The organism is Tessaracoccus lapidicaptus (assembly GCF_001693815.1).
Classification (GTDB): Bacteria; Actinomycetota; Actinomycetes; order Propionibacteriales; family Propionibacteriaceae; genus Arachnia; species Arachnia lapidicapta.
In genome coordinates, this window is sequence record NZ_MBQD01000022.1 from 259,780 (window position 1) to 280,203 (window position 20,424).

General features: G+C 68.9%; 19 protein-coding genes. 10 read left to right on the top strand and 9 right to left on the bottom strand.

Features of this window, described 5'->3' with window-relative positions; translation table 11 throughout:
• Positions 1-144: 144 nt before the first annotated feature.
• On the top strand, positions 145-267 hold the full coding sequence (locus BCR15_RS15310) for a hypothetical protein (RefSeq protein WP_256094549.1): 123 nt from the start codon (positions 145-147) through the stop codon (positions 265-267).
• 4 nt (positions 268-271) lie between these two features.
• Here the strand turns inward: BCR15_RS15310 and BCR15_RS09570 are convergent, their stop codons facing one another.
• Entirely contained in the window at positions 272-1,699 is a 1,428-nt protein-coding gene (locus BCR15_RS09570) for an alpha-amylase (RefSeq protein WP_068751965.1), read from the bottom strand.
• 172 nt (positions 1,700-1,871) lie between these two features.
• Here BCR15_RS09570 and BCR15_RS09575 point away from each other — a divergent pair, with 172 nt between their 5' ends.
• The gene (locus BCR15_RS09575) at positions 1,872-2,300 is read left to right on the top strand and encodes a hypothetical protein (RefSeq protein WP_068751966.1); all 429 of its coding nucleotides are present in this window, start codon (positions 1,872-1,874) and stop codon (positions 2,298-2,300) included.
• Between the two features lie 95 nt (positions 2,301-2,395).
• Here the strand turns inward: BCR15_RS09575 and BCR15_RS09580 are convergent, their stop codons facing one another.
• Both BCR15_RS09580 and BCR15_RS09585 read right to left on the bottom strand, forming a co-directional pair.
• Entirely contained in the window at positions 2,396-3,472 is a 1,077-nt protein-coding gene (locus BCR15_RS09580; protein WP_068751967.1) for a transaldolase family protein, read from the bottom strand.
• Positions 3,473-3,598: 126 nt separating this feature from the next.
• On the bottom strand, positions 3,599-4,345 hold the full coding sequence (locus BCR15_RS09585; protein WP_068751968.1) for a GntR family transcriptional regulator: 747 nt from the start codon (positions 4,343-4,345) through the stop codon (positions 3,599-3,601).
• A 242-nt stretch (positions 4,346-4,587) separates the two neighbouring features.
• On the opposite strand from BCR15_RS09585, the gene iolC reads away from it, so the two are divergent.
• The 7 genes from iolC (at position 4,588) to BCR15_RS09620 (ending at position 12,835) form a co-directional block, all read left to right on the top strand.
• Positions 4,588-5,586, top strand: coding sequence for a 5-dehydro-2-deoxygluconokinase (iolC, locus tag BCR15_RS09590; protein WP_068751969.1), 999 nt, complete (start codon positions 4,588-4,590; stop codon positions 5,584-5,586).
• Positions 5,583-6,458, top strand: coding sequence for a 5-deoxy-glucuronate isomerase (gene iolB / locus BCR15_RS09595; protein ID WP_068751970.1), 876 nt, complete (start codon positions 5,583-5,585; stop codon positions 6,456-6,458). Before iolC ends, iolB begins: the two co-directional genes overlap by 4 nt.
• 20 nt (positions 6,459-6,478) lie before the next feature.
• Complete coding sequence (gene iolD / locus BCR15_RS09600; RefSeq protein ID WP_068751971.1) at positions 6,479-8,359, top strand: 3D-(3,5/4)-trihydroxycyclohexane-1,2-dione acylhydrolase (decyclizing); 1,881 nt, start codon at positions 6,479-6,481, stop codon at positions 8,357-8,359.
• Between the two features lie 31 nt (positions 8,360-8,390).
• A complete protein-coding gene (locus BCR15_RS09605) occupies positions 8,391-9,905 on the top strand; it encodes a CoA-acylating methylmalonate-semialdehyde dehydrogenase (protein ID WP_068751972.1) in 1,515 nt (504 codons plus the stop codon).
• Between the two features lie 23 nt (positions 9,906-9,928).
• Entirely contained in the window at positions 9,929-11,122 is a 1,194-nt protein-coding gene (locus BCR15_RS09610) for a Gfo/Idh/MocA family protein (RefSeq protein WP_068751973.1), read from the top strand.
• An 87-nt stretch (positions 11,123-11,209) separates the two neighbouring features.
• Positions 11,210-11,590 (top strand): phage holin family protein, encoded by a 381-nt coding sequence (locus BCR15_RS09615; RefSeq protein ID WP_068751974.1) that lies wholly within the window; start codon positions 11,210-11,212, stop codon positions 11,588-11,590.
• 117 nt (positions 11,591-11,707) lie between these two features.
• Positions 11,708-12,835: a zinc-binding dehydrogenase gene (locus tag BCR15_RS09620; protein WP_068751975.1), complete on the top strand. Its 1,128-nt coding sequence runs from the start codon at positions 11,708-11,710 to the stop codon at positions 12,833-12,835.
• A gap of 208 nt (positions 12,836-13,043) precedes the next feature.
• Here the strand turns inward: BCR15_RS09620 and BCR15_RS09625 are convergent, their stop codons facing one another.
• Positions 13,044-13,907 (bottom strand): sugar phosphate isomerase/epimerase family protein, encoded by an 864-nt coding sequence (locus tag BCR15_RS09625; protein WP_068751976.1) that lies wholly within the window; start codon positions 13,905-13,907, stop codon positions 13,044-13,046.
• Positions 13,908-14,071: 164 nt separating this feature from the next.
• Between BCR15_RS09625 and iolG the strand changes: the two genes are divergently transcribed.
• Positions 14,072-15,058 carry an inositol 2-dehydrogenase gene (iolG, locus tag BCR15_RS09630; RefSeq protein WP_068751977.1) on the top strand — a complete coding sequence of 329 codons (987 nt, stop codon included), beginning with the start codon at positions 14,072-14,074 and terminating at the stop codon, positions 15,056-15,058.
• A 24-nt stretch (positions 15,059-15,082) separates the two neighbouring features.
• Here iolG and BCR15_RS09635 read toward each other — a convergent pair whose 3' ends face one another.
• From BCR15_RS09635 to BCR15_RS09655, 5 genes are all read right to left on the bottom strand, one after another.
• Positions 15,083-15,688, bottom strand: coding sequence for a histidine phosphatase family protein (locus BCR15_RS09635; protein ID WP_068751978.1), 606 nt, complete (start codon positions 15,686-15,688; stop codon positions 15,083-15,085).
• A 79-nt stretch (positions 15,689-15,767) separates the two neighbouring features.
• Positions 15,768-16,763, bottom strand: coding sequence for an ABC transporter permease (locus tag BCR15_RS09640; protein WP_068751979.1), 996 nt, complete (start codon positions 16,761-16,763; stop codon positions 15,768-15,770).
• Positions 16,764-16,781: 18 nt separating this feature from the next.
• On the bottom strand, positions 16,782-18,284 hold the full coding sequence (locus tag BCR15_RS09645) for a sugar ABC transporter ATP-binding protein (RefSeq protein ID WP_068751980.1): 1,503 nt from the start codon (positions 18,282-18,284) through the stop codon (positions 16,782-16,784).
• Positions 18,285-18,346: 62 nt separating this feature from the next.
• On the bottom strand, positions 18,347-19,375 hold the full coding sequence (locus BCR15_RS09650) for a sugar ABC transporter substrate-binding protein (protein ID WP_078919972.1): 1,029 nt from the start codon (positions 19,373-19,375) through the stop codon (positions 18,347-18,349).
• 118 nt (positions 19,376-19,493) lie between these two features.
• Positions 19,494-20,375 carry a sugar phosphate isomerase/epimerase family protein gene (locus BCR15_RS09655; protein ID WP_068751981.1) on the bottom strand — a complete coding sequence of 294 codons (882 nt, stop codon included), beginning with the start codon at positions 20,373-20,375 and terminating at the stop codon, positions 19,494-19,496.
• Positions 20,376-20,424 lie beyond the last annotated feature (49 nt).

Genomic DNA, 20,424 nt, shown 5'->3' on the forward strand with positions numbered 1-20,424 from the left:
GACTCCGGCGTCGGATGGAAGGATGGACGCCGTGACTGAGCACCGCGTTGTCCAGGTCGGCGTCAACGGGTACGGCGCGACCGCGTCGCTCAGCGCGAACACCAGAGTCCCCGGCGCGATCCCCTCGCCCCGGCGCTAACGTCGGTGCACATTCCGTTGGAGGAGGTGGGCTACCAGGCGGTCCGGGCGGCGATCGACTCCGAGTGGACGCCGGCTCCGCTGAGCATGGAGGTCCACCTGCGCGCCAGCACGCCGCCCGTGTCCTGAGGCGTCAGCCGGCCCGGAGATTCACGTGGAGAGCGACGGCCCCCATCGCCGGCAGCTGGAGTTCCGCCGCACCGTCTTCGACGACGACGCCCCCCTCGGCGCACCTGTCCCGAGTCGTCGGTGGCGCCACGGGTCCGGCGGCATCGCAGTACTCGCCATCGGGTAGCCCCGTGCTCACGCGGACCGTCGCGGGCCGCGAACTGTCGTTGACGGCGATGAGGCCCAGCTCTCCGCGGTCCCACCCCACGGCGTAGCCCTCGCGCCACATGTTCGCGACGGGGGCATCGCCGACGACGGCCGCCCACTCCGCCAGCCCCAGCACGTCGCGGTGCTGGCACAGCCATGCCCCGTCCGCGGGATCCTCCGACGGCTCGGCGCACTCCACGTCCTCGACACGGCCCTCGCTGGAGGGCGGCCCGGCGTCCCGGTCCGAGAAGGCGTAGCCGGAGTACAGGACGGGGGTGCCGTAGTCGATCCCGATCAGCAACGCCGTCGCGACCCGGAACTCGTCCGGGTCCTTCGAGCTCAGCGTCTGCCCGTTGCGCTCGGTGTCGTGGTTGGTGACGAAGGTGTACGCGTCGTCGGACGGTACCTCGCCGTCGCGCAGCTCCACTGCACGATGCACCGAGCCGCCGGGCACGATCCCGGCCAGGTCCTTGGCGACCTGGAACGCGAAGACCGCGCCAGCGTCGAGGTAGTCCTCCGGCTGGATCGGCTCACCCGAGCCGCGGATGACCTCCGAGATGATCCGGGGGTCGCCCTGCAGCCGGCCGACGATCGCCTCGACGTCCCCGGCGGACATGTGCTTGGCGGCGTCGATGCGGAACCCGTCGACGCCCAGGGAGGTGAGGTCGTCGAGGTAGGCCGCGATGGTGTCGCGGACGGGGTCGCTGCCGGTGTCGAGGTCCGCGAGGTTGACCAGCTCGCACTCCTGCACCTGCTGCTGATCCAGGTAGTTCTCGATGTCGCCCGACACGGTGAGCGAGCACGTGTGGAAGTCGTCGCGGCCGTACAGCCCCGGATACTCGTAGTGCTCGAACTCCGTGCCCGCGACGCCGACCCCGCCGTCGATGCCGGCCATGTGGTTGATGACCGCGTCCGCGATGACGTCGACGCCCGCGTCACCGCACGCCTCCACCATCTGGGCGAACTCCTCGCGTGTGCCGAGCTTCGACTCGAGCTGGTAGCTGACGGGCTGGTACGAGGTCCACCACTGGTCGCCCTCGATGTGTTCCTGGGCGGGGGAGAGCAGGACGAAGCCGACGCCGTGGGGACCGAGGACGTCGGTGCACTCCTTCGCCACCGACCGCCACGGCCACTGGAACAGCTGGACGCCGACCGTGGGCGTGGTGTCGACCGCGGGCGGTCCGGCAGGGGAGCAGGCCGCGACGGCCAGGGGCAGGGCCAGCAGCAGGGCGAGGGGGCGTCGCATGGGCGCCAGCCTAGTTGTCCCGGCGCGGCTCGCCGGACTAACGCGGGCGATCTCGTCGGGATGGCCGCCATCTACGCCTATCCCGACGCAATCGCCGGGTTATGAACGCCACCCCCGGCGCATGGCCCCGGATCGGCGGCCGCGGCGTTGGTGCCGAACCTAGACTGGCCGCATGAGCAAGCTCAGCCTGATCCTCAAGACCGCCGGTGGTGCCGTCGCCACGACCGTGACGCTGGTGACCGCGCTGCGCGAGAACCCCGAGATCGCCAAGAGCCTCGACGGCCTGCTGGGCAAGCTGAAGGAGGCCGCGGCCGGGGACCACCCGAAGCGTCGCTTCGACGCCAAGATGGCGGCTATCGACACGGCGGCTGACGCCGTCGCGCAGGCGTTTCCGGAGGCGACGGAGCCCGCGGGTTGGCGTCGACAGGCGCAGGCGCTGCGTGTGCGTGGCGAGCTTGCCTGGAGCGCGAACCGTGGCGCGGTGCGCCGCAAGGCCATGAAGTCGCTGGACGCCGAGACGGGCGAGCTGCTGCAGCAGATCAACACCCGGCTGGCCGCGCTGCAGACCGCGCTGCCGCCCGAGGACCCCCGCGCCAGCTGATCGGCTGATCCCGCCCGGGCACGCGATGGCCCCGGTCCGTCAGGAGCGGACCGGGGCCATCGGGCGTGTCGTCTACGGCCGGATCGGCCGTCGGATCAGGGGGCGGGGATGAGGAAGTCGCGCACCAGCGAGTCGAGATCCGCGTCGGCGGCCAGGAACTGGCGCAGCGTCTTGCGGGTGGGGCCGAACAGCTCGAACTCCTCGATGCTGAGCCCGTCCACCTCGTAAGCGCGGTTGAAGTCCTCCAGCCGGCGCAGCGACTCGATGATCCGCGGGTCGACGGGGACGTCGATGCGGCTCTCGGCCACGTAGTCGGAGTTGTTGATCCGCTTGGCCCACTTGAAGGGCGGGGAGATCACCAGGTCGCCGCCGACGAGCTCGCTGTACTGCAACACATTGCGGAACGCGGCCGACAGGACTCGCGAGCGGAAGCCGCGCTCCTTGAAGATCTGGTAAGCCTTCTTGATGGCCGCGACACCGGCCCACTCCAGGTGGCCGGGATCGATGAACAGCTGCGTGCGCTCGGCCTCGGACTTCAGCCAGTCGTCGAGGCGGCCGACCATGAGCGTCACCACGGGCCACATGTCGTCGATGGACTTGCCCTCGGCGACGCGGCGCTGCAGGCCGCGCTCGATGGCCTCGCCGGAGCGGACCACCTGCGCGACGGTGAACGACACCGTCACGTTGATGACGACGCCGCGGTACGTGGCCTCCTCGATGGCCTCGATGCCCACCTTCGTCGCGGGGATCTTCACGATGATGTTGGGGGCGAGGTTGTGGAACTCCTCGGCCTGGTCGGCGAGCGCCTTGGCGTCGCGGTGGAGGCGGGGGTCGGTCTGCACCGACAGGCGGCCGTTGCGGCCCTTCGACTCCTCGAAGATCGGCAGGAGCAGCTCCGCGGCCTCCACGGACATGTCCTTGATGGCCTGCCACCCGATGGCCGACTCGCCCCAGGTGGGGTGTGCCTCGGCGATGGCCTTGATGCGCGGGCCCCAGACGTCCTTGTGCTGGTTGATCGTCGTGTAGCCGATCACGGGGTTGCAGGTGGCGCCGACGCCGCCGAACGCGATGGACTGGCGGAGCTCATCGAGGTCCGCGGAGTCGTTCCAGAGGGCGGTGGGCGTGGTCCGGGCCGCGGTCAGCAGCGGTCCTTCGGTGTACTCGATGGTCATGCCATTTCCTTCTTCGACGGTGGTGCGGTCTCGACGATGAGGCCTGACACCATTGGACACCTGTTTGGTTTGTCCTGTCAAGGATATGTCAGAACAAAATTCAATGCAAGGGCGGGGTGCGCCCCGTCAGGCGACGACCGTCTGGTCGTAGGAGTACATGGAGGCGCGGTAGACGTGCATCCCGAACTCGACGGCGCGGTGCTGCTCGTCGTACGCCGTGCGCTGCATGGTCAGCAGCGCGGCGCCGGTCGGCTCGTTGAGCAGCCGCGCCTCCTCGGCCGTGGCCAGGCGGGCGCTGATCTGCTGGAAGCCCACCGCGACCTTCACGCCACGCGCGCGCAGGTTCGAGTAGAGGCCGCCGCTCTCCAGTTGCTCGCGCGTCGGGGCGATCGACGCCGGCAGCCAGTTGCTCATGATGGCCAGCGGTTCGTCGCGCACCATCCTCAGGCGCCGCATGTGCACCACCTCGGCGCCGGGCTCGAGGCCGAGCGCCGCGGCCACGCCGGGCGTGCACGGTTCGAGCTCCCAGTCCAGCACCGTGGTGCGCGGCTCGACGCCCGACTTCTCCATATCGTCGGCCAGGGAGGTCAGGGTCATGGGTCGGTGGACGCGGGTCGGCGTGACCTGAGTCCCGGCCCCGCGGCGTCGGACGATGAGGCCCCGGTTCGTCAGCGTCTCCATGGCGCGACGGGCCGTCGGCCGGGACACGCGCAGGCGCTCGGCCATGGACACTTCGTCCTCGAGCCGGGTGCCGGGCTCGATGGCGCCGCTCTCGATCAGGCTCGCCAGGGGCTCGGCGATCTGCGCGTGCAGCGGTGTTGGGCTGGACCGATCGATCTCGATCTGGGGGATGTATGGGGCGGTGTGCGGCATTGCAGTCTCTCACTCACTAATTGACAGCATTGTAGGGCCCGGACGGTCCGATTTGCTAGGGTCATTGTCAGGAGTTTCGTGTCATTCGCCCGCGCCGCTGCGGGCGGTGACGCTGCGGCTCCCCGTTAATCCGGACGCCCTGCCGCCTGCCGGCAGGGATAACCGGGTCCGCAGTTTGTCTTGACAAATGCTCCCGCCGCGTTACGATGGGTGGGCATCACCTCGAAGAAGCGGGTTAACTCATGGGACTATTCGGCACGCGCACCGTCGATGTGCTGACGATGGGGCGCATCGGCGTCGACATCTACCCGCTGCAATACGGGGTCGGCCTCGAGGACGTCGAGTCGTTCGGTAAATTCCTCGGTGGCAGCCCCACCAATGTCGCTGTGGCTGCCGCCAGACTGCGCAGGTCCGCGGCGGTCGTCACCGCCGTCGGCGACGATCCGTTCGGCCGGTTCTGCCGGGCGGAGATGGGCCGCCTCGGCGTCTTCGACGACTACGTCAAGGTCGACGACGACCTCAACACCCCCGTCACCTTCTGTGAGATCTTCCCGCCCGACAACTTCCCCCTGTACTTCTACCGGCGCCCCGTCGCGCCGGACCTGCGGCTGCGCCCCGACGACCTGCCGATCGACGCCATCGTCCAGGCCCGCGTCTTCTGGATCACGGCCACCGGGCTCAGCCGCGAGCCCAGCCGCTCGGCGCACCTGGCCGCGCTGGAGGCACGCGGACGGCGCCCCTTCACCATCCTCGACCTCGATTACCGCGAGCAGTTCTGGGCGTCTCCGGAAGCGGCGCGGGAGGCGATCGCCGAGGCGCTGCCCTACGTCGACATCGTCGTGGGTAACCGCCGCGAGTGCGAGGTGGCGGTGGGGGAGTCGGATCCGGAACGCGCCGCCGAAGCGTTGCTGGCGCGCGGCGTGGACCTCGCCGTGGTGAAGCGCGGACCCGACGGCGTGCTCGCGATGGATGCGGACCGCGTGGTCGAGGTCGCCGGCACGCCCATCGAGGTGGTCAACGGGCTCGGATCCGGGGACGCCTTCGGCGGCGCCCTGTGCTTCGGCCTCATCAAGGAGTGGCCGCTGGTCGACACGCTCGTCGCCGCCTCCGCCGCGGGGGCGCTGGTCGCCTCCCGCCTCGAATGCTCGACCGCCATGCCCAGCGAGCCCGAACTGCTCGCCAGCGTGCGTCGGCACCCCGTCGCCACCAAGACCCGCCACCGCGTCAAGGAGAACTCATGACCGACCATGTCCTGCCCGCCGGCACCACCGGCGCCGCGCCGCTCACCGTCGACGTCACGCCCCAGAGCGCGGCCTGGACCTATTCCGGGCTGCAGATCGCGACCCTCGGCGCGGGGGAGTCGTACACGTTCGCCACCGGCGACGCCGAGTACCTCGTCCTGCCGCTCGAAGGCGCCGCCACCGTCAGCGTCAAGGATGGGGACCAGTTCGAGCTGACCGGGCGCTCCACGATTTTCGGCGAGGTCACCGACTACCTTTACCTGCCCCGCGGCGTCGAGGCCACCGTGACGTCGGTCGCCGGCGGCCGCTACGCGCTACCGAACGCGGTCGCGTCCGAGACGCTGGAGCCGCGCTACTGCCCGGCCGACGAGGCCATCGTCGGCCTGCGCGGCGCCGGCGTCATGTCGCGTCAGGTCACCAACTACGCCATCGGCAACCCGCTCCACACCGACCGGCTGCTGGTCTGCGAGGTCATCACGCCCGGCGGCAACTGGTCCAGCTACCCGCCGCACAAGCACGACGAGATGAGCGAGACCGAGCGCGAGCTCGAGGAGATCTACTACTTCGAGATCAAGGGCGACGAGCACGGCCCCGGCATGGCGTTCCACTCCACGTACGGGACCCCGGAGCGCCCGATCGACGTCGCGCTGCGCGTCTCCACAGGCGACACAGCGCTGGTGCCCCACGGCTGGCACGGGCCCTGCGTCGCGGCCCCCGGCTACGACCTGTACTACCTCAACGTCATGGCCGGCCCCGGTGGATCCGAATGGCTGTCCGTCGACGACCCCTGCTACGGCTGGCTCCGCCAGACCTGGGACGACACCGATGTCGATCCCCGCCTCCCCTACGCCACCACCCGGCACGACGCCTGAGAAAGCGAGTCTGAACCCCTATGAGCACCATCCGACTGTCGGTCGCCCAGGCCGTCATCCGCTACCTGGCCCATCAGTACACGGAACGTGACGGCGTCGAGCAACGCTTCATCGCCGGCATGTTCGGCATCTTCGGCCACGGCAACGTCGCCGGCCTCGGCCAGGCGCTCCTGCAGAACGAGGTCGCCCCCGACTTCGACGAGCCCTTCGACTACTGGATGGGCCGCAACGAGCAGGGCATGGTCCACGTCGCCGCCGCGTACGCCAAGCAGTCCGAGCGGCTCCGCACGCTGGCCGTGACGTCGTCGATCGGCCCCGGCGCCCTCAACATGGTCACCGGCGCCGCGCTGGCCACGACCAACCGCGTGCCCGTCCTGCTGTTCCCCTCCGACATCTTCGCCAACCGCGCCCCGGACCCGGTGCTGCAGCAGGTCGAGGACCCCACCAACCCCGACGTCAGCGCCAACGACGCGTTCCGGCCGGTGTCGCGGTTCTGGGACCGGGTCAACCGCCCCGAGCAGCTCATGGTGTCGCTCCCGCGCGCCATGCGGGTGCTGACGGACCCGGTCGAGACCGGCGCCGCCGTCGTCTGCCTGCCCGAGGACGTCCAGGCCGAGGTCTACGACTGGCCCGTGGAGTTCTTCGCCAAGAAGGTCTGGCACATCGACCGCCGGGTCCCCGACCGCGCTGCCCTGGCCCGCGCCGTCGAGGCGATCCGCGCCGCGAAGAAGCCGCTGGTCATCGCGGGCGGCGGCGTCAAGTACTCCGGCGCCTCCGAGGAACTGCGCGCCTTCGCCACGGCCACCGGCATCCCGGTCGCGGACACGCAGGCCGGCAAGGGCGCCATCAACTGGGACCACGAGCGCGCCGTCGGCGGCGTGGGCGCCACGGGCGCCGGTTCCGCCAACGCGCTGGCCGACGAGGCCGACCTCATCATCGGCATCGGCACCCGCTACTCCGACTTCACCACCGGGTCGCAGACCCAGTTCAAGAACCCCGACGTGCGCTTCGTCAACATCAACGTCGGCTCGTTCGACGCCGCCAAGCAGGGCGCCGAGATGCTGCTGGCCGACGCCCGCGAGGCGCTCGTCGCGCTGACCGAGGCCCTCGACGGCCACCGTGTCGACGACGACTACAGCGCGCGGATCGCCGATGAGCGCGCCGCCTGGGCCCGCGCCACCGACGAGTGCTACCACCGCGACCAGACCCCGCTGCCCGCGCAGACCGAGGTCTTCGGAGCGCTCAACGAGATGATGGGCGACGAGGACGTGGTCATCAACGCCGCCGGCTCCATGCCCGGCGACCTGCAGTGCCTGTGGCGCGCCCGCACCCCGGGCCAGTACCACCTGGAGTACGCCTTCTCGACGATGGGCTACGAGATCCCCGCGGCGCTCGGCGTGAAGATGGCCAGCCCCGACTCGGAGGTCGTCGCGATCGTGGGTGACGGCACGTATCAGATGCTGCCGATGGAGCTCGCCACCATCGTCCAGGAGCGCGCGAAGGTGATCTTCGTGCTGCTGCAGAACTACGGCTTCGCCTCCATCGGCGGGCTGTCCGAGTCCCGGGGATCCCAGCGCTTCGGCACGAAGTACCGCATGCGCGCCGAGGACGGGGGCCGCAGCGACGACCTCATCCCCGTCGACATCGCCGCCAACGCCCGCTCGTGGGGCATCGACGTCATCGAGGTGTCCACGATGGCCGAGTTCCGCGAGGCCTACGCGGCCGCCGTCGCCTCCGACACGGCGACGATGATCCACATCGAGACCGACCTGTACGGGCCCAACCCGCCCGCCACCGGCTGGTGGGACGTGCCGGTCACCTCCGTGTCCACGCTCGAGTCCACCCAGCAGGCCTACCGCGAGTACGCCGAGGCCATCAAGGCCCAGCGCCGCTTCTTCTGACCCAAGCCCCCATCGGCGAAAGGAATCCGATATGTCCACCATCACCATGCCCCACTGGATCGACGGCGAAGAGTACGTCGAGGAGGGCGTCGAGGTCCTCACCATCGACAACCCCGCGACCGGCGAGATCGTCGGCGGCGTCGCCGAGGCCAGCACCGAGCTGCTCGACCGCGCCATCGCGTCCGCCCGCAAGGCCCAGGCGGTCTGGGGCCGCACCTCGCTGGCCAAGCGCACCCGCGTCATGTTCAACTTCCGCCAGCTGCTCATCGAGCGGCAGGACGAGCTGGCCGACATCATCGTTCGCGAGGGCGGCAAGACCCGTGGCGACGCGCTGGGCGAGATCGCCCGCGGCCTCGAGATCGTCGAGTTCGCCTGCGGCATCCAGAACGCGTTGAAGGGCGAGCACACCATCGAGGCCGCCACCGGCGTCGACGTGCACACCATCCGGCAGGCCGTCGGCGTCGTCGGCGCCATCGTGCCGTTCAACTTCCCGATGATGGTCCCGATGTGGATGCACCCGATGGCGCTGGCCACCGGCAACGCCGTCATCCTCAAGCCCGCCACGCCCGTTCCGACGGTGTCGCTGACGGTGGCCAAGCTGTACCAGGAGGCCGGTCTGCCCGATGGGCTGTTCCAGGTCGTCGCCGGCGACAAGCAGGTCGTCACGCACATGCTCAACCATCCCGGCATCGACGCCATCTCGTTCGTCGGCTCGACGCCGGTCGCGAAGATCGTCGCCGCCGGCTGCGCCGCCACGGGCAAGCGGTACCAGGCGCTGGGTGGGGCGAACAACCACGCGATCGTCATGCCCGACGCGAACCTCGACTTCGCCGCGCAGCACATCGTCTCCGGCGCCTTCGGTGCCGCGGGCCAGCGCTGCATGGCGCTGCCGGTCGTCGTCGCGGTCGGCGAGGCCCACGACCCGCTGATCGAGCGCGTCAAGGCTCGCGCCGAGGCGCTCAAGGTCGGCCCCGGATCGGACCCGGCCAACGAGCTCGGCCCCGTCATCTCGTCGAAGTCGCGCGAGCGGATCATCTCCTGGATCAACGACGCCGAGGCCAAGGGCGCCAACGTCGTGCTGGACGGCCGCACGTTCCGCCCCGAGGTCGACGGCACCGACGGCGGCTACTGGGTCGGCCCCACCATCGTCGACAACGTGCCCCTGGAGACGCAGCTCTACTGCGAGGAGGTCTTCGGGCCGGTCCTCGTGGTGGTGAAGGCCGACAGCTACGAGGAGGCCATCGAGATCGTGAACTCCGGCGCCTTCGGCAACGGCTCGGCGATCTTCACCGAGAACGGCGAGACCGCGCGCCGGTTCCAGCTCGACGTGCAGGCGGGCATGGTCGGCATCAACGTGCCGATCCCGGTGCCCGTCGGCTACTACTCGTTCGGTGGCTGGAAGAACTCACTCATCGGCGACCACAAGATCCACGGCCAGGAAGGCGTGAACTTCTACACCCGGACCAAGGTCATCACGACCCGCTGGGCCGGCGGTGGGAGCCACGGCAAGATCGGTCTCGACTTCGTGGCCAGCCACAGCCGCTGACCCGGGACAAGGAGAACACCACCATGATCAAGCGCATCGGAGTCGGCGTCATCTCGCTCGGCTGGATGGGGCGGCTGCACACCCGTAGCTACAAGGCGCTGGCGGAGCGCTACCCCGAACTGGGGCTCGCCTGCGATCTGGTCGCCGCGTGCGATCCGGTCGACGCCACCCGCGAGTGGGCGGTCGACGTGGCGGGCTTCCAGCGCGCCTACGCCGACTACCAGGATCTGCTCGCGGATCCCGACGTCGACGTCGTGTCGATCTGCGCCCCGAACTACCTGCATCGCGAGATCGCGCTGGCGGCCGTGGCGGCCGGGAAGCCGTTCTGGATCGAGAAGCCGATGGGCGTGAGCGCGACCGAGTCGCGTGAGATCGCCCAGGCCGCGGCCGGCGCCGGATTGGCGACCGCCGTCGGGTTCAACTACCGGCATGTGCCGGCGATCCAGTACGCCCGCCAGCTCATCCGCGACGGGAAGCTGGGGCGCATCACGAACTGCCGCGTGTGGTTCATCGCGGACTACGCGTCGAGCCCAGACGGCCCGCTGACCTGGCGCTACGACCGTACCCGGGCCGGGGCCGGCGTCGTGGGCGACCTGCTCTCGCACGGCGCCGACCTCGCTCAGTACCTCGTGGGGCGGATCTCCTCGGTGTCCGCGCTCACCGACACCTTCATCCGGGAGCGCCCCATCCCGATCGGCTCCGGCGGCGTCGGGCACTCGGGGTACACCATCGGCGAGGAGAAGGGCCCCGTCGGGAACGAGGACTGGGTCGCGGTGCTCACCCGCTTCGACGGCGGCGCCGTTGGCGTGCTCGAGGCCAGCCGCGTGTCGGTGGGGCCGCGGGCGGAATACATCGTCGAGGTGTACGGCACGGATGGCTCCGTGCGGTGGAACTTCGAGTCGCTCAACCACCTCGACGTGTGCCTCGGCCTCGGAGAGGCGCCGATCCAGGGCTACACCCGGGTGATGGCCGGCCCGGGCATGCCGGACTTCGACCGCTTCCAGCCCGGCGCGGGCACCTCGATGGGATTCGACGACCTCAAGGCGGTCGAGGCGGCGCAGTTCCTCACGTCGGTGACGACGGGGGAGCAGGTCGCGCCGTCGGCCGGCGACGGCTGGGCCGCCGCCGAGATCGACGAGGCCGTGGTGGCGTCGGCCGCCGACGGGCAGTGGCACGAGGTGCCGACCGTGGACGCGGTCACCACCTTCGGACGCTGACCGCCCACACCGAACCGCTGACGGGCGGCTCCCTCTACGCACCCGGGGAGCCGCCCGTCAGTTCATCGGGCGGGATAACCTCGAGCTATGAAGCTCCTCCTCCGGCTCCTCGCCTCCGCCGCGGCCACCGCGGTCGCGGTGTGGCTCATCCCCGGCATCACCCTGACCGCCGACACCGTGCAGGACCAGGTGCTGACGCTCCTGGGCGTCGCGGTCATCCTCGGTCTCGTCAACGCGGTCGTCAAGCCGTTCGCCGCCGCGCTGGGGACCTGTCTGATCGTGCTGACCTTCGGGCTGTTCCTCCTGGTGATCAACGCACTCATGCTCATGCTCACGTCCTGGGTGGCCGGCCAGGTGGGCCTCGGCTTCATGGTCGACGGCTTCTGGGCAGCGCTGCTCGGCTCCCTCGTCATCTCGCTCGTCAGCGCCGTGGCTGGCTCCGTGCTCGGGCTGCGCGACTCCGACTAACTCCCATTTGTACAAACAAATAAGGTCGGATGATGGATTAAACCGCCCCTAGTGACAGGGGTGCTCGACGGGATCATACTTGGATTGTCCACACAAACTTTTGCTGAGGAGCACCCCATGGACATCCCTGCAACGATGCGAGCCGCAGTCCTCCGGGCCCCCGGTGAGCCACTGTCGATCGAGACCATCCCGACCCCCCGCCCCCGCGCCAACGAGGTCCTCCTCAAGGTCTCGGCGTGCGGCCTGTGCCATTCCGACCTGCATGTGCTCGGCGGGGCCATCGCGTTCCCCACGCCCTGCGTCCTGGGCCACGAGGTCTCGGGCCAGATCGTCGAACTCGGCCCCGCCATGCTCAACGCGGACCTCGCCGTGGGGCAGCAGGTGGCCGGCGCCTTCCTCATGCCGTGCGGGCAGTGCAAGGCCTGCCGGGCGGGCCGCGACGACCTCTGCTACCCGTTCTTCCAGCTCAACCGCCTCAAGGGCGTCCTGTACGACGGCGAGACGCGGCTGCAGGACGCGGACGGCAACCCGATCTGGATGTACTCCATGGGCGGCCTGGCCGAGTACTGCGTGGTGCCGGCGACATCCGTGACGCCCATCCCCGACACCCTGTCGCCCAAGAACACCGCCATTCTGGGCTGCGCGGCCATGACGGCCTACGGCGCGGTCCGGCGCGGCGCGGACCTGCGCTTCGGAGAGAGCGTCGCCGTCGTCGCGACCGGCGGCGTCGGCAGCATGATCATCAAGTTCTCGAAGGTCATGGGGGCGCGGCAGATCATCGCCCTCGACGTCGACGACGACAAGCTCGTCGCTGCGACCGCCATGGGCGCCACCCACACGGTCAACCTCGCGACGAGGGACGCGCGGGAAGCGGTCATGGAGATGACCGGCGGCTACGGCGTCGACGTCGCCTTCGAGGCGCTCGGCCGTCCGCAGACGTGGGCGACGGCGCTCGACATCCTCTCCGACGGCGGACGCATGGTCCCCATCGGGCTGGGTGCGGGTGTGCAGTCCGCTGACGTGCAGATCAACCGCACCGTGCGTCGCAGCCAGTCGATCATCGGGTCGTACGGCGCGCGCACGCGGGTGGATCTGCCCGCCGTCGTCGACATGGCGGATCGTGGGCTCATCGGCGTTGACGACGTCGTCAACCAGGTCTTCAGCCTGGAGGACGTCAACGTGGGCTACCAGAAGCTGCGCGACGGCACGATGTCGGGCCGCGGCATCGTCGACATGAGCCTCTGACCCGCGTCGTTGGACGGGCGATGAGCCTGAATCGAGGGTCGACGAGCGATCCGGGGAATATGAACGTTCCAACCGCCGCGACACCCCGACCCAGGCTCAACGCCGGTCCGCAAGCCGCGGGTCAGGCTCATCGCGAGCTAGGGCACACGCGCGAGGGGGCGGTCACCGACAACTGGTGACCGCCCCCTCGTCGTTCGCGGAACAGCGCTCAGGACGCCAACGCCTTCAGCGCCTCGAACGACGCCGCCGCATTGCTCACCGGGCCACCGTCGGCCGGAGGCTCCTCGTCGATCATGATGTCCTGCTCGAGGACCCAGTAGCCGTCGAAGCCGGCCTCATCCAAGAGTCGCGCGATCGTGGCGAAGTCAACGTCCCCCTGCCCGATCGGCACGAACATGCCGGCCTTGATGCCCTCGGACCAGTTGATCTCGCCCGGCAGCAGCTTCTTCGCCAGGTCCAGGCGCACGTCCTTCGCGTGCACGATCCCCACGCGATCCGCGTACTTCCGCACGAGCTCGACGACGTCGGCGCCGCCGCACGTGAGGTGGCCCGTGTCCAGGCAGAGGCCGACGGTGGAGTTGTCGAGGACCCGCTCCACCTCGTCGACGTTCTGCACCATCGTGCCCCAGTGCGGGTGCAGGACCGCGGTCACGCCCTTGGCGCGGCACACGTCGCTGATCCGGCTGAGGTTGGTGAAGAGCGTCTGCCATCCCTGCTCGTCGAGCACGGGGCGGGCGTCGTAGCCCTCCTGGCCCGAGTCGGCGGCCAGGACGAGGACCTCGCCGCCGGCGACCTCGAACGCCTTCAGCTCCGCCTCGACCATCGGGATGGGGTCGAAGTCGGGGTCGTGCATGACCGCGAGGAAGAACGAGCCGACGGGCTTGAGGCCGAACTCCGCGACGGCGGCCGCGCGGGCCTCGGGCTCCACGGGCAGCCAGCCCTGGGGACCGAACTCGGTGGCCGTGAGGCCGATCTCCTTCATCTCCTTCAGCACGCGCTCGGGGCTCATCTGGTAGCCCCAGCCCGGTACCTCACACACACCCCAGCTGATGGGTGCTCCGGCGATCTTCATGTGCAGCTCCTTCGCAGCATTCTCAGCCGCCATGTGCGGCCCTTGCTCCTATTATGTCCTGCCAATATCGCCTGCGCCACAGGGGTGTCGTAGGCTTGTCCTGACACTGGACAACGGGGCCCATCACCTCTTTACCCCGCGTATGTGCTGACAAGGAGACCACTATGATCCGCTTCGCCATCATCGGCGCCGGCCGCATCGGCCAGGTCCACGCCCGGGCCGTCGCCGCGCATCCCGAGGCCACTCTCACGCTCGTCTACGACGCCTTCGAGGCCCCCGCCAAGGCCCTCGCAGAGGCGCGTGGTGCCCGCTACACCCTCGACATCGACGAGGTGTACAACGCCGCCGACGTCGACGCCGTCATCATTGGGTCGCCGACCGCGATGCACGTCGAGCACATCCTCGGCTCGGTGCGCGTTGGCAAGCGCGTGCTGTGCGAGAAGCCCGTCGCGCTCGACATGGCTGAGGCGGTCCGCTGCATGGAGGAGCTGGGCGACGAGGCCCGCCGCGTCATGCTCGGCTTCAACCGGCGCTTCGACCCGAGCTTCGCCGAGATCAACGCGCGCGTGGCCGACGGCGAGATCGGCCAGCTGCAGCAGCTCACCGTCACCTCCCGCGACCCGCAGGGGCCTCCGGCGGAGTACGTCGCGGGCTCCGGCGGAATCTTCAAGGACATGACCATCCACGACTTCGACATGGTCCGCTTCTTCCTGGGCGACATCGTCGAGGTCAGCGCGTTCGGCACCAACGCCGACGAGGCCATCAAGGCGGCCGGCGACTTCGACCAGGCCATGGTCCTGCTCCGCAACGCCGACGGCGCGCTGGCCACGATCGTGAACTCCCGCACGTGTGCCTACGGCTACGACCAGCGGCTCGAGGCGTTCGGGGCCGACGGCGCCCTCAACGCGGAGAACCTCACCGCGACGTCGGTGCGGAAGGCCAGCGCCACCCAGACCCAGGCGCAGGGCCCCGTCCTCGACTTCTTCCTCTCGCGCTACGAGGCCGCCTACAGCCGCGAGCTCGACGCGTTCATCGCGGCCGTCGTGGAGGACCGGGAGATCAGCCCCAACATCGTCGACGGGGTCGAGGCACTGCGACTGGCCGAGGCTGCGACGCAGAGCGCCCGCGAAGGGCGCACCGTCCGGCTCTGACGCCAGGGCCGGGCGCGGGCCGAATCAGCGCATCTGAGCGGTGGGGCGGATGTGATCGCCCCACCGCTCAATCGTCCACCCCTCCGACGTCGACCCGTTCAGCACGATCCACTGCGTGTTGTGCAGGGGTGCGGCGTTCTCGAACCCGATCGACGGGTCCTGCGAGATCGCCCAGACCCGCAGGGCCGCCCCGTGGCTGACGAGTGCCACGGCGTCGTCGCCGGCCTGCTCCATGGCCGCGACGGCGTTGCTGAAGCGCGTGAGGAACTGCCGCGCCGTCTCCCCGCCGTCCAGGCCGACGTCGAGGTTGTGCGGCGCCCAGGAGTTCAGCATCCCGACGTACACGGTCCAGTCGGTGTTCATCTCCTCGACGCCGGCTGCGATCTCCTGGATGCCGTCGACGACGACGACCTCGAGTTCCCTGGACCGGGCGAGCGGGGCTGCCGTCTGCTGCGCCCGCGTGAGGGTCGACGCGTAGAGGGCGTCGATCCGCTCGTGCGCCAGGGACTCGACGAGCGCCTCCGCCTGAGCGAGGCCCCGGTGGTTGAGCGGGGCGCCGGGGTAGGCCGTGTCGAGCTGACGGTTGACGTTGCTGTCGGTCTCTCCGTGGCGGATCAGGATCAGGCGCATGGTTCCACCGTACCGGGGGAATGCGACAGGGGCGGGGCCGGTGGCCCCGCCCCTGTGGCGGTGAGAGGTGAGCGTGAACCTAGCGGTTCTTGCGCTCGTCGATGATGATCGCGATGACGATGATCGCGCCCTTGACGACCATCTGCATGAACGGGGAGACGTTCATGAGGTCCAGGCCGTTGTTGATGACGCCGATGATCAGTGCGCCGACCACGACTCCCCAGACGGTGCCGACGCCGCCGTTGAAGGAGGTGCCGCCGATGACGGCCGCGGTGATGGCGTCAAGCTCCAGCATCACGCCGAGGGTCGGCTGACCGGAGCCGATGCGGGCGGCCAGGATCATGCCGGCGAGGCCGGCCAGCAGCCCGATCAGGGTGTAGATGAAGAACTGCACCTTGCCGATGCTGATGCCCGACACGCGGGCGGCCTGGTCGTTACCGCCGATGGCGTACGTGTGGCGGCCGAAGCGGGTCCGGTTCAGCACGACCCAGATCACGACGGCCACGAGGATGAAGATGATCATCGGGACCGGGACGCCGAGGACGTTGCCCTGACCCATCCAGTTGAAGCCGGGGGCGAGGTTCGAGACCGGGCGGCCGCCCGTGTAGATGTTCGCCAGGCCGCGGGCCGCGGTCATCATGCCGAGGGTCGCGACGAAGGGCGGGATCCGGAAGTAGGCCACGAGGCTGCCGACGATGGCGCCGATGAATGCGCCCGTGAGAAGGCCGGCGAGCACCGACACGAAGACCGGCATCGGCGGCAGGCCGGGGAACATCATCGTGTCGCTCTGGACCTGCGCGAGGCTGGCGGAGACGACGGCGACCAGCGCGACCGTGGACCCGACCGACAGGTCGATGCCCTTGGTGATGATGGCGAACATCATGCCCAGCGCGATGATGCCGATGGGGGCCACCTGCACGACGACGTTGATGAGGTTGCGCGGCTGCAGGAACGTGCCGCCGGTCACGATGGCCAGGATGACCATGAAGCCGACCAGGATCAGCAGGATCGCATACGTCTTGGTGAACGACTTGGCGTCGAATTTCGCCCGAGGTTCAGCTGCGGTGTCAGACATGGGTGTGGTGATTCCTTCCTAGGCGGCGGCCGCGTCGCCGCCGGTGGCCAGATGCATGATGGATTCCTGGTTCGCGTCCGCACGGGACAGCTCGCCGGAGATACGGCCCTCGTGCATGACGATGACCCGGTCGCTCATCCCGAGGACCTCGGGGAGCTCGGAGGAGACCATGATGATGGCCTTGCCCTGCTGCGCAAGCTGCGACATGAGGCGGTGGATCTCGCTCTTGGCGCCGACGTCGATGCCGCGGGTGGGCTCGTCGATCATCAGCACATCCGGCACGGTGAGCAGCCAGCGCGAGATGAGCGCCTTTTGCTGGTTGCCGCCCGAGAGGTTCTTGATCAGCTGCTCCAGGTTCGGCGTCTTGATCCGCAGCGCCTGGCGCTGCTCCTCGCTGACGCGCTTGAGGTCGCCCATCTTGAGGAAGCCCTTGGGGCTGAACTTCGGGAGGGCGGCGATCGTGATGTTGTCGCGCACCGACAGCACGCCCATGATGCCGTTGTGCTTGCGGTCCTCGGTCAGCATGCCGATGTTGGCGGCGATGGCGTCCTTCGGCTCGCGGATGCGGATCTTCTTCCCCCGGATCTCGATGTCGCCGCTCTCGGCCGGGTGGATTCCGAAGATGGTCTCCAGCACCTCGGTGCGGCCGGCGCCCATGAGGCCCGCGAAGCCCACGATCTCGCCGGCGCGGACGTCGAAGCTGACGTCGCGCACGAGCTTGCCGCGGTTGAGGTTACGCACGGACAGCACGACCTCGCCGATCTCGGCCTCCAGCTTGGGGAACAGGCTGGTGAGCTCGCGGCCCACCATGAGCTGGATCAGCTTGTCGCGGGTCAGCTCCTTGGCGGGCACCGACGCGACGTGCTTGCCGTCGCGGAAGACGGTGATGTCGTTGGAGATCTTGAAGACCTCGTCCATCTTGTGGGTGATGTAGATGATGGCCACGCCGTAGTCGGTGAGCCGCTTGATCATCCCGTGCAGGTGCTCGACCTCGCGCTCAGGGATGGCCGACGTCGGCTCGTCCATGATGATGATCTTCGCGTCGTAGCTGATCGCCTTGGCGATCTCGACCATCTGCTGCCGCGCGACGGTGAGGTCCTTCATCTTCGCGCGGGGATCGATCTTGATGTCCCACTCGTCGAACAGTTCCTGCGTTTTGCGGATGATGAGCTTCGGGTCCAGGAGGCCGAACTTGCCCCGCTGTTCCCGGCCGAGCCAGATGTTCTCGGCCACCATCATCTCCGGCACGGGGGAGAGCTCCTGGTGGATCATCGAGATCCCGTGTTCCAGGCCATCCTTGGTGTCCTTGAAGCTGACCTGGTCCCCCGCCAGTTCGATGGTGCCGGCGTCCGGGGTGTACATCCCGATGAGGCACTTCATCAGCGTCGACTTGCCTGCTCCGTTCTCGCCCATGAGCGAGTGGACCGTGCCGCTGCGCACGTCCAGCTGGACCCCGTCGAGGGCGACCACGCCCGGGAACGTCTTGCGGATGTCGCGCATCCGCAGAATCACTTCTTGCATCTCGTTCCTCCCTGCCGAAGCCGGTGGCCGGGGCGTTCACCGCACCCGGCCACCGATGTTCGTCACTTGAAGTCGGCCATGTTCTCCGGCGTCACCAGCTGGTATGGCACGTCGATGACGGCCGGGGCTGCGTCGCCGTTGTACATGGTGATGATGGCGTCCACGCCACCGGCACCCTGGCCGGCCGCATCCTGGAACACGGTCACCTCGAGCTCACCGGCCTCCATGGCTGCCAGCGCGTCCGCGGTGGCGTCCACGCCGCCCACGAGGACGTCCTCGAGCATGCCGGCGTTCTTCAGCGCCTGGATGGCGCCCAGCGCCATCTCGTCGTTGTTGGCGCAGATGATGTCGATGTCGTCACCGGACTGGATCCAGTTCTCGGTGATCTGCAGGCCCTTCTCGCGGTACCAGTTGCCGGCCTGCTCGCGCACGACCTCCATGTCCGGGTACTTGGCGACGACGTCCTTGCACCCCTGGGTCCGCAGGCGGGCGGCCTCGTTGGCCGGGTCGCCCTGGATGATGCCGACCTTGCCCTTGCCGCCGGCGAGCTCAGCGAGAGCCTCCATCTCCAGCACGCCGGAGACCAGCGAGTCGGAACCGACGTAGGGAACGCCGGCCGGGAGGTCGGCGGGACGACGGTTCACGTAGGCCAGGGGGATCTCGGCGTCCTGGGCCTTCTGGGTCATCGGGCCGGCAGCGTCGGTGTCGACGGGAATGACGATGATGCCGTCGACGCCCTGCGAGATGAAGTTCTCGACCTGGCCGAGCTGCGTGTCGGCCTTCTCCTGCGCGGACACGATCGTTACCTCGACGCCGGCCTCTTCAGCGCGGGCCTCGATGCCGTCGGCGACCTTCTGCAGGAACTGGTCGAGGATGGGGAAGGTCACGCCGATCTTCAGGCTCTCGCCGTCGTTGGGCTTGACGACCTCGCTCGGGGCGAAGGTCACGGTCGCGCCGGCGGAGGCGGCGGGGGCGCTGGAGTCGCTGCCCGCGGGGGCGCTCGTGGTGGGGGTGCTTGCGGTGGTGCCGCAGGCGCTCAAGGCGATGGCCGCGCTGGCCAGCAGGCCCGCGAGCTTGATTCCTTGCTTCATTGCAATGCTCTCTTCCGTGGTGGGTGCGGTGGTCGGGCGACTCCGCAGGGAGGGAGTGTCGCATCTTCGCGACACGCCAATGATGACCAGTTCGTCCTGTCTATGTCAAGACAATTGCTCAGTTGTTATCGCTTCGTTGTGAAAATTCGGCCTCGAGGCGTTCCCGCATCCGGACGTGGATGGCGTCGGCTTCCTCCTCCCAGCCGAACACGCAGACCGACAGGCGGCCGTCGTACTCGACCTCGCGTAGGTAGCCGAAGACCTCGTCCCAGGGCACCTCGCCGTTGCCGATCTCGTTGTGCTGATGGATGCGCGCGTCTACGCCCGGAGGGTTGATGATGTAGCGGTTGCCCACGTTGGCCAGGTGGTTCCAGACGTCCGCGACGTGCACGTGGCGCAGGCGCTCGCCGGCGTACTCCATGAGCTCGCGGGGGTTGCTCTTCCCCAGCGAGAGGTGGAACAGATGGGGCAGGCAGAACTGGTAGTTGAACCAGTCCTTGTCCACACCTCGCACGACCTGGACGGCGCGGTCGTTTGTCTCGACAAAATCGTAGGGGTGGGCCTCGACGACGCACTCGATGCCACGCTTCTCGAAGTCGGGGATCAGCTCCTCGATGGACCGGTAGAACTGGTGCTCGCTCTTCAGCGGCTGGTTCGGGTCCCCGGAGAACTCGGTGGCCATGAGCGGCACCTCGAGCTCCTCGGCGATCTCGAGCAGCCGTCGCCAGTTGCGGACCTGGGCCTGGCGCTCCTGCTCGTCGGGGGAGCTCCAGTTGAAGACCGGGTTGAACGTCTCGATCTTCACGCCGGTGGTCTGCATGGCCTTCTTGACGCGCGCGATCTCCGCCTTGTCGACCTTGGGGTAGTGGTGCCACTCGTGGAAGTCGGCGCGCGGCGACAGCTCGATATAGCCGTAGCCGAGGTCGGCGGCCTTCTCGCACTCCTGAGCGACGCTGAGGTGGGGGTGGTACATGGAGGGGTCGAGCAGGATCTTGACCATGGGGGCTCCTCGGGTCTGTGGGGGATGGGTGCCCGCCCGGGCGCGACGC

Excerpts from the sequence above, each read along its gene's own strand:
- BCR15_RS09570 (WP_068751965.1), bottom strand. The coding sequence starts at position 1,699 with ATGCGACGCCCCCTCGCCCTGCTGCTGGCCCTGCCCCTGGCCGTCGCG.
- BCR15_RS09575 (WP_068751966.1), top strand. The coding sequence starts at position 1,872 with ATGAGCAAGCTCAGCCTGATCCTCAAGACCGCCGGTGGTGCCGTCGCC.
- BCR15_RS09580 (WP_068751967.1), bottom strand. The coding sequence starts at position 3,472 with ATGACCATCGAGTACACCGAAGGACCGCTGCTGACCGCGGCCCGGACC.
- BCR15_RS09585 (WP_068751968.1), bottom strand. The coding sequence starts at position 4,345 with ATGCCGCACACCGCCCCATACATCCCCCAGATCGAGATCGATCGGTCC.
- iolC (WP_068751969.1), top strand. The coding sequence starts at position 4,588 with ATGGGACTATTCGGCACGCGCACCGTCGATGTGCTGACGATGGGGCGC.
- iolB (WP_068751970.1), top strand. The coding sequence starts at position 5,583 with ATGACCGACCATGTCCTGCCCGCCGGCACCACCGGCGCCGCGCCGCTC.
- iolD (WP_068751971.1), top strand. The coding sequence starts at position 6,479 with ATGAGCACCATCCGACTGTCGGTCGCCCAGGCCGTCATCCGCTACCTG.
- BCR15_RS09605 (WP_068751972.1), top strand. The coding sequence starts at position 8,391 with ATGTCCACCATCACCATGCCCCACTGGATCGACGGCGAAGAGTACGTC.
- BCR15_RS09610 (WP_068751973.1), top strand. The coding sequence starts at position 9,929 with ATGATCAAGCGCATCGGAGTCGGCGTCATCTCGCTCGGCTGGATGGGG.
- BCR15_RS09615 (WP_068751974.1), top strand. The coding sequence starts at position 11,210 with ATGAAGCTCCTCCTCCGGCTCCTCGCCTCCGCCGCGGCCACCGCGGTC.
- BCR15_RS09620 (WP_068751975.1), top strand. The coding sequence starts at position 11,708 with ATGGACATCCCTGCAACGATGCGAGCCGCAGTCCTCCGGGCCCCCGGT.
- BCR15_RS09625 (WP_068751976.1), bottom strand. The coding sequence starts at position 13,907 with ATGAAGATCGCCGGAGCACCCATCAGCTGGGGTGTGTGTGAGGTACCG.
- iolG (WP_068751977.1), top strand. The coding sequence starts at position 14,072 with ATGATCCGCTTCGCCATCATCGGCGCCGGCCGCATCGGCCAGGTCCAC.
- BCR15_RS09635 (WP_068751978.1), bottom strand. The coding sequence starts at position 15,688 with ATGCGCCTGATCCTGATCCGCCACGGAGAGACCGACAGCAACGTCAAC.
- BCR15_RS09640 (WP_068751979.1), bottom strand. The coding sequence starts at position 16,763 with ATGTCTGACACCGCAGCTGAACCTCGGGCGAAATTCGACGCCAAGTCG.
- BCR15_RS09645 (WP_068751980.1), bottom strand. The coding sequence starts at position 18,284 with ATGCAAGAAGTGATTCTGCGGATGCGCGACATCCGCAAGACGTTCCCG.
- BCR15_RS09650 (WP_078919972.1), bottom strand. The coding sequence starts at position 19,375 with ATGAAGCAAGGAATCAAGCTCGCGGGCCTGCTGGCCAGCGCGGCCATC.
- BCR15_RS09655 (WP_068751981.1), bottom strand. The coding sequence starts at position 20,375 with ATGGTCAAGATCCTGCTCGACCCCTCCATGTACCACCCCCACCTCAGC.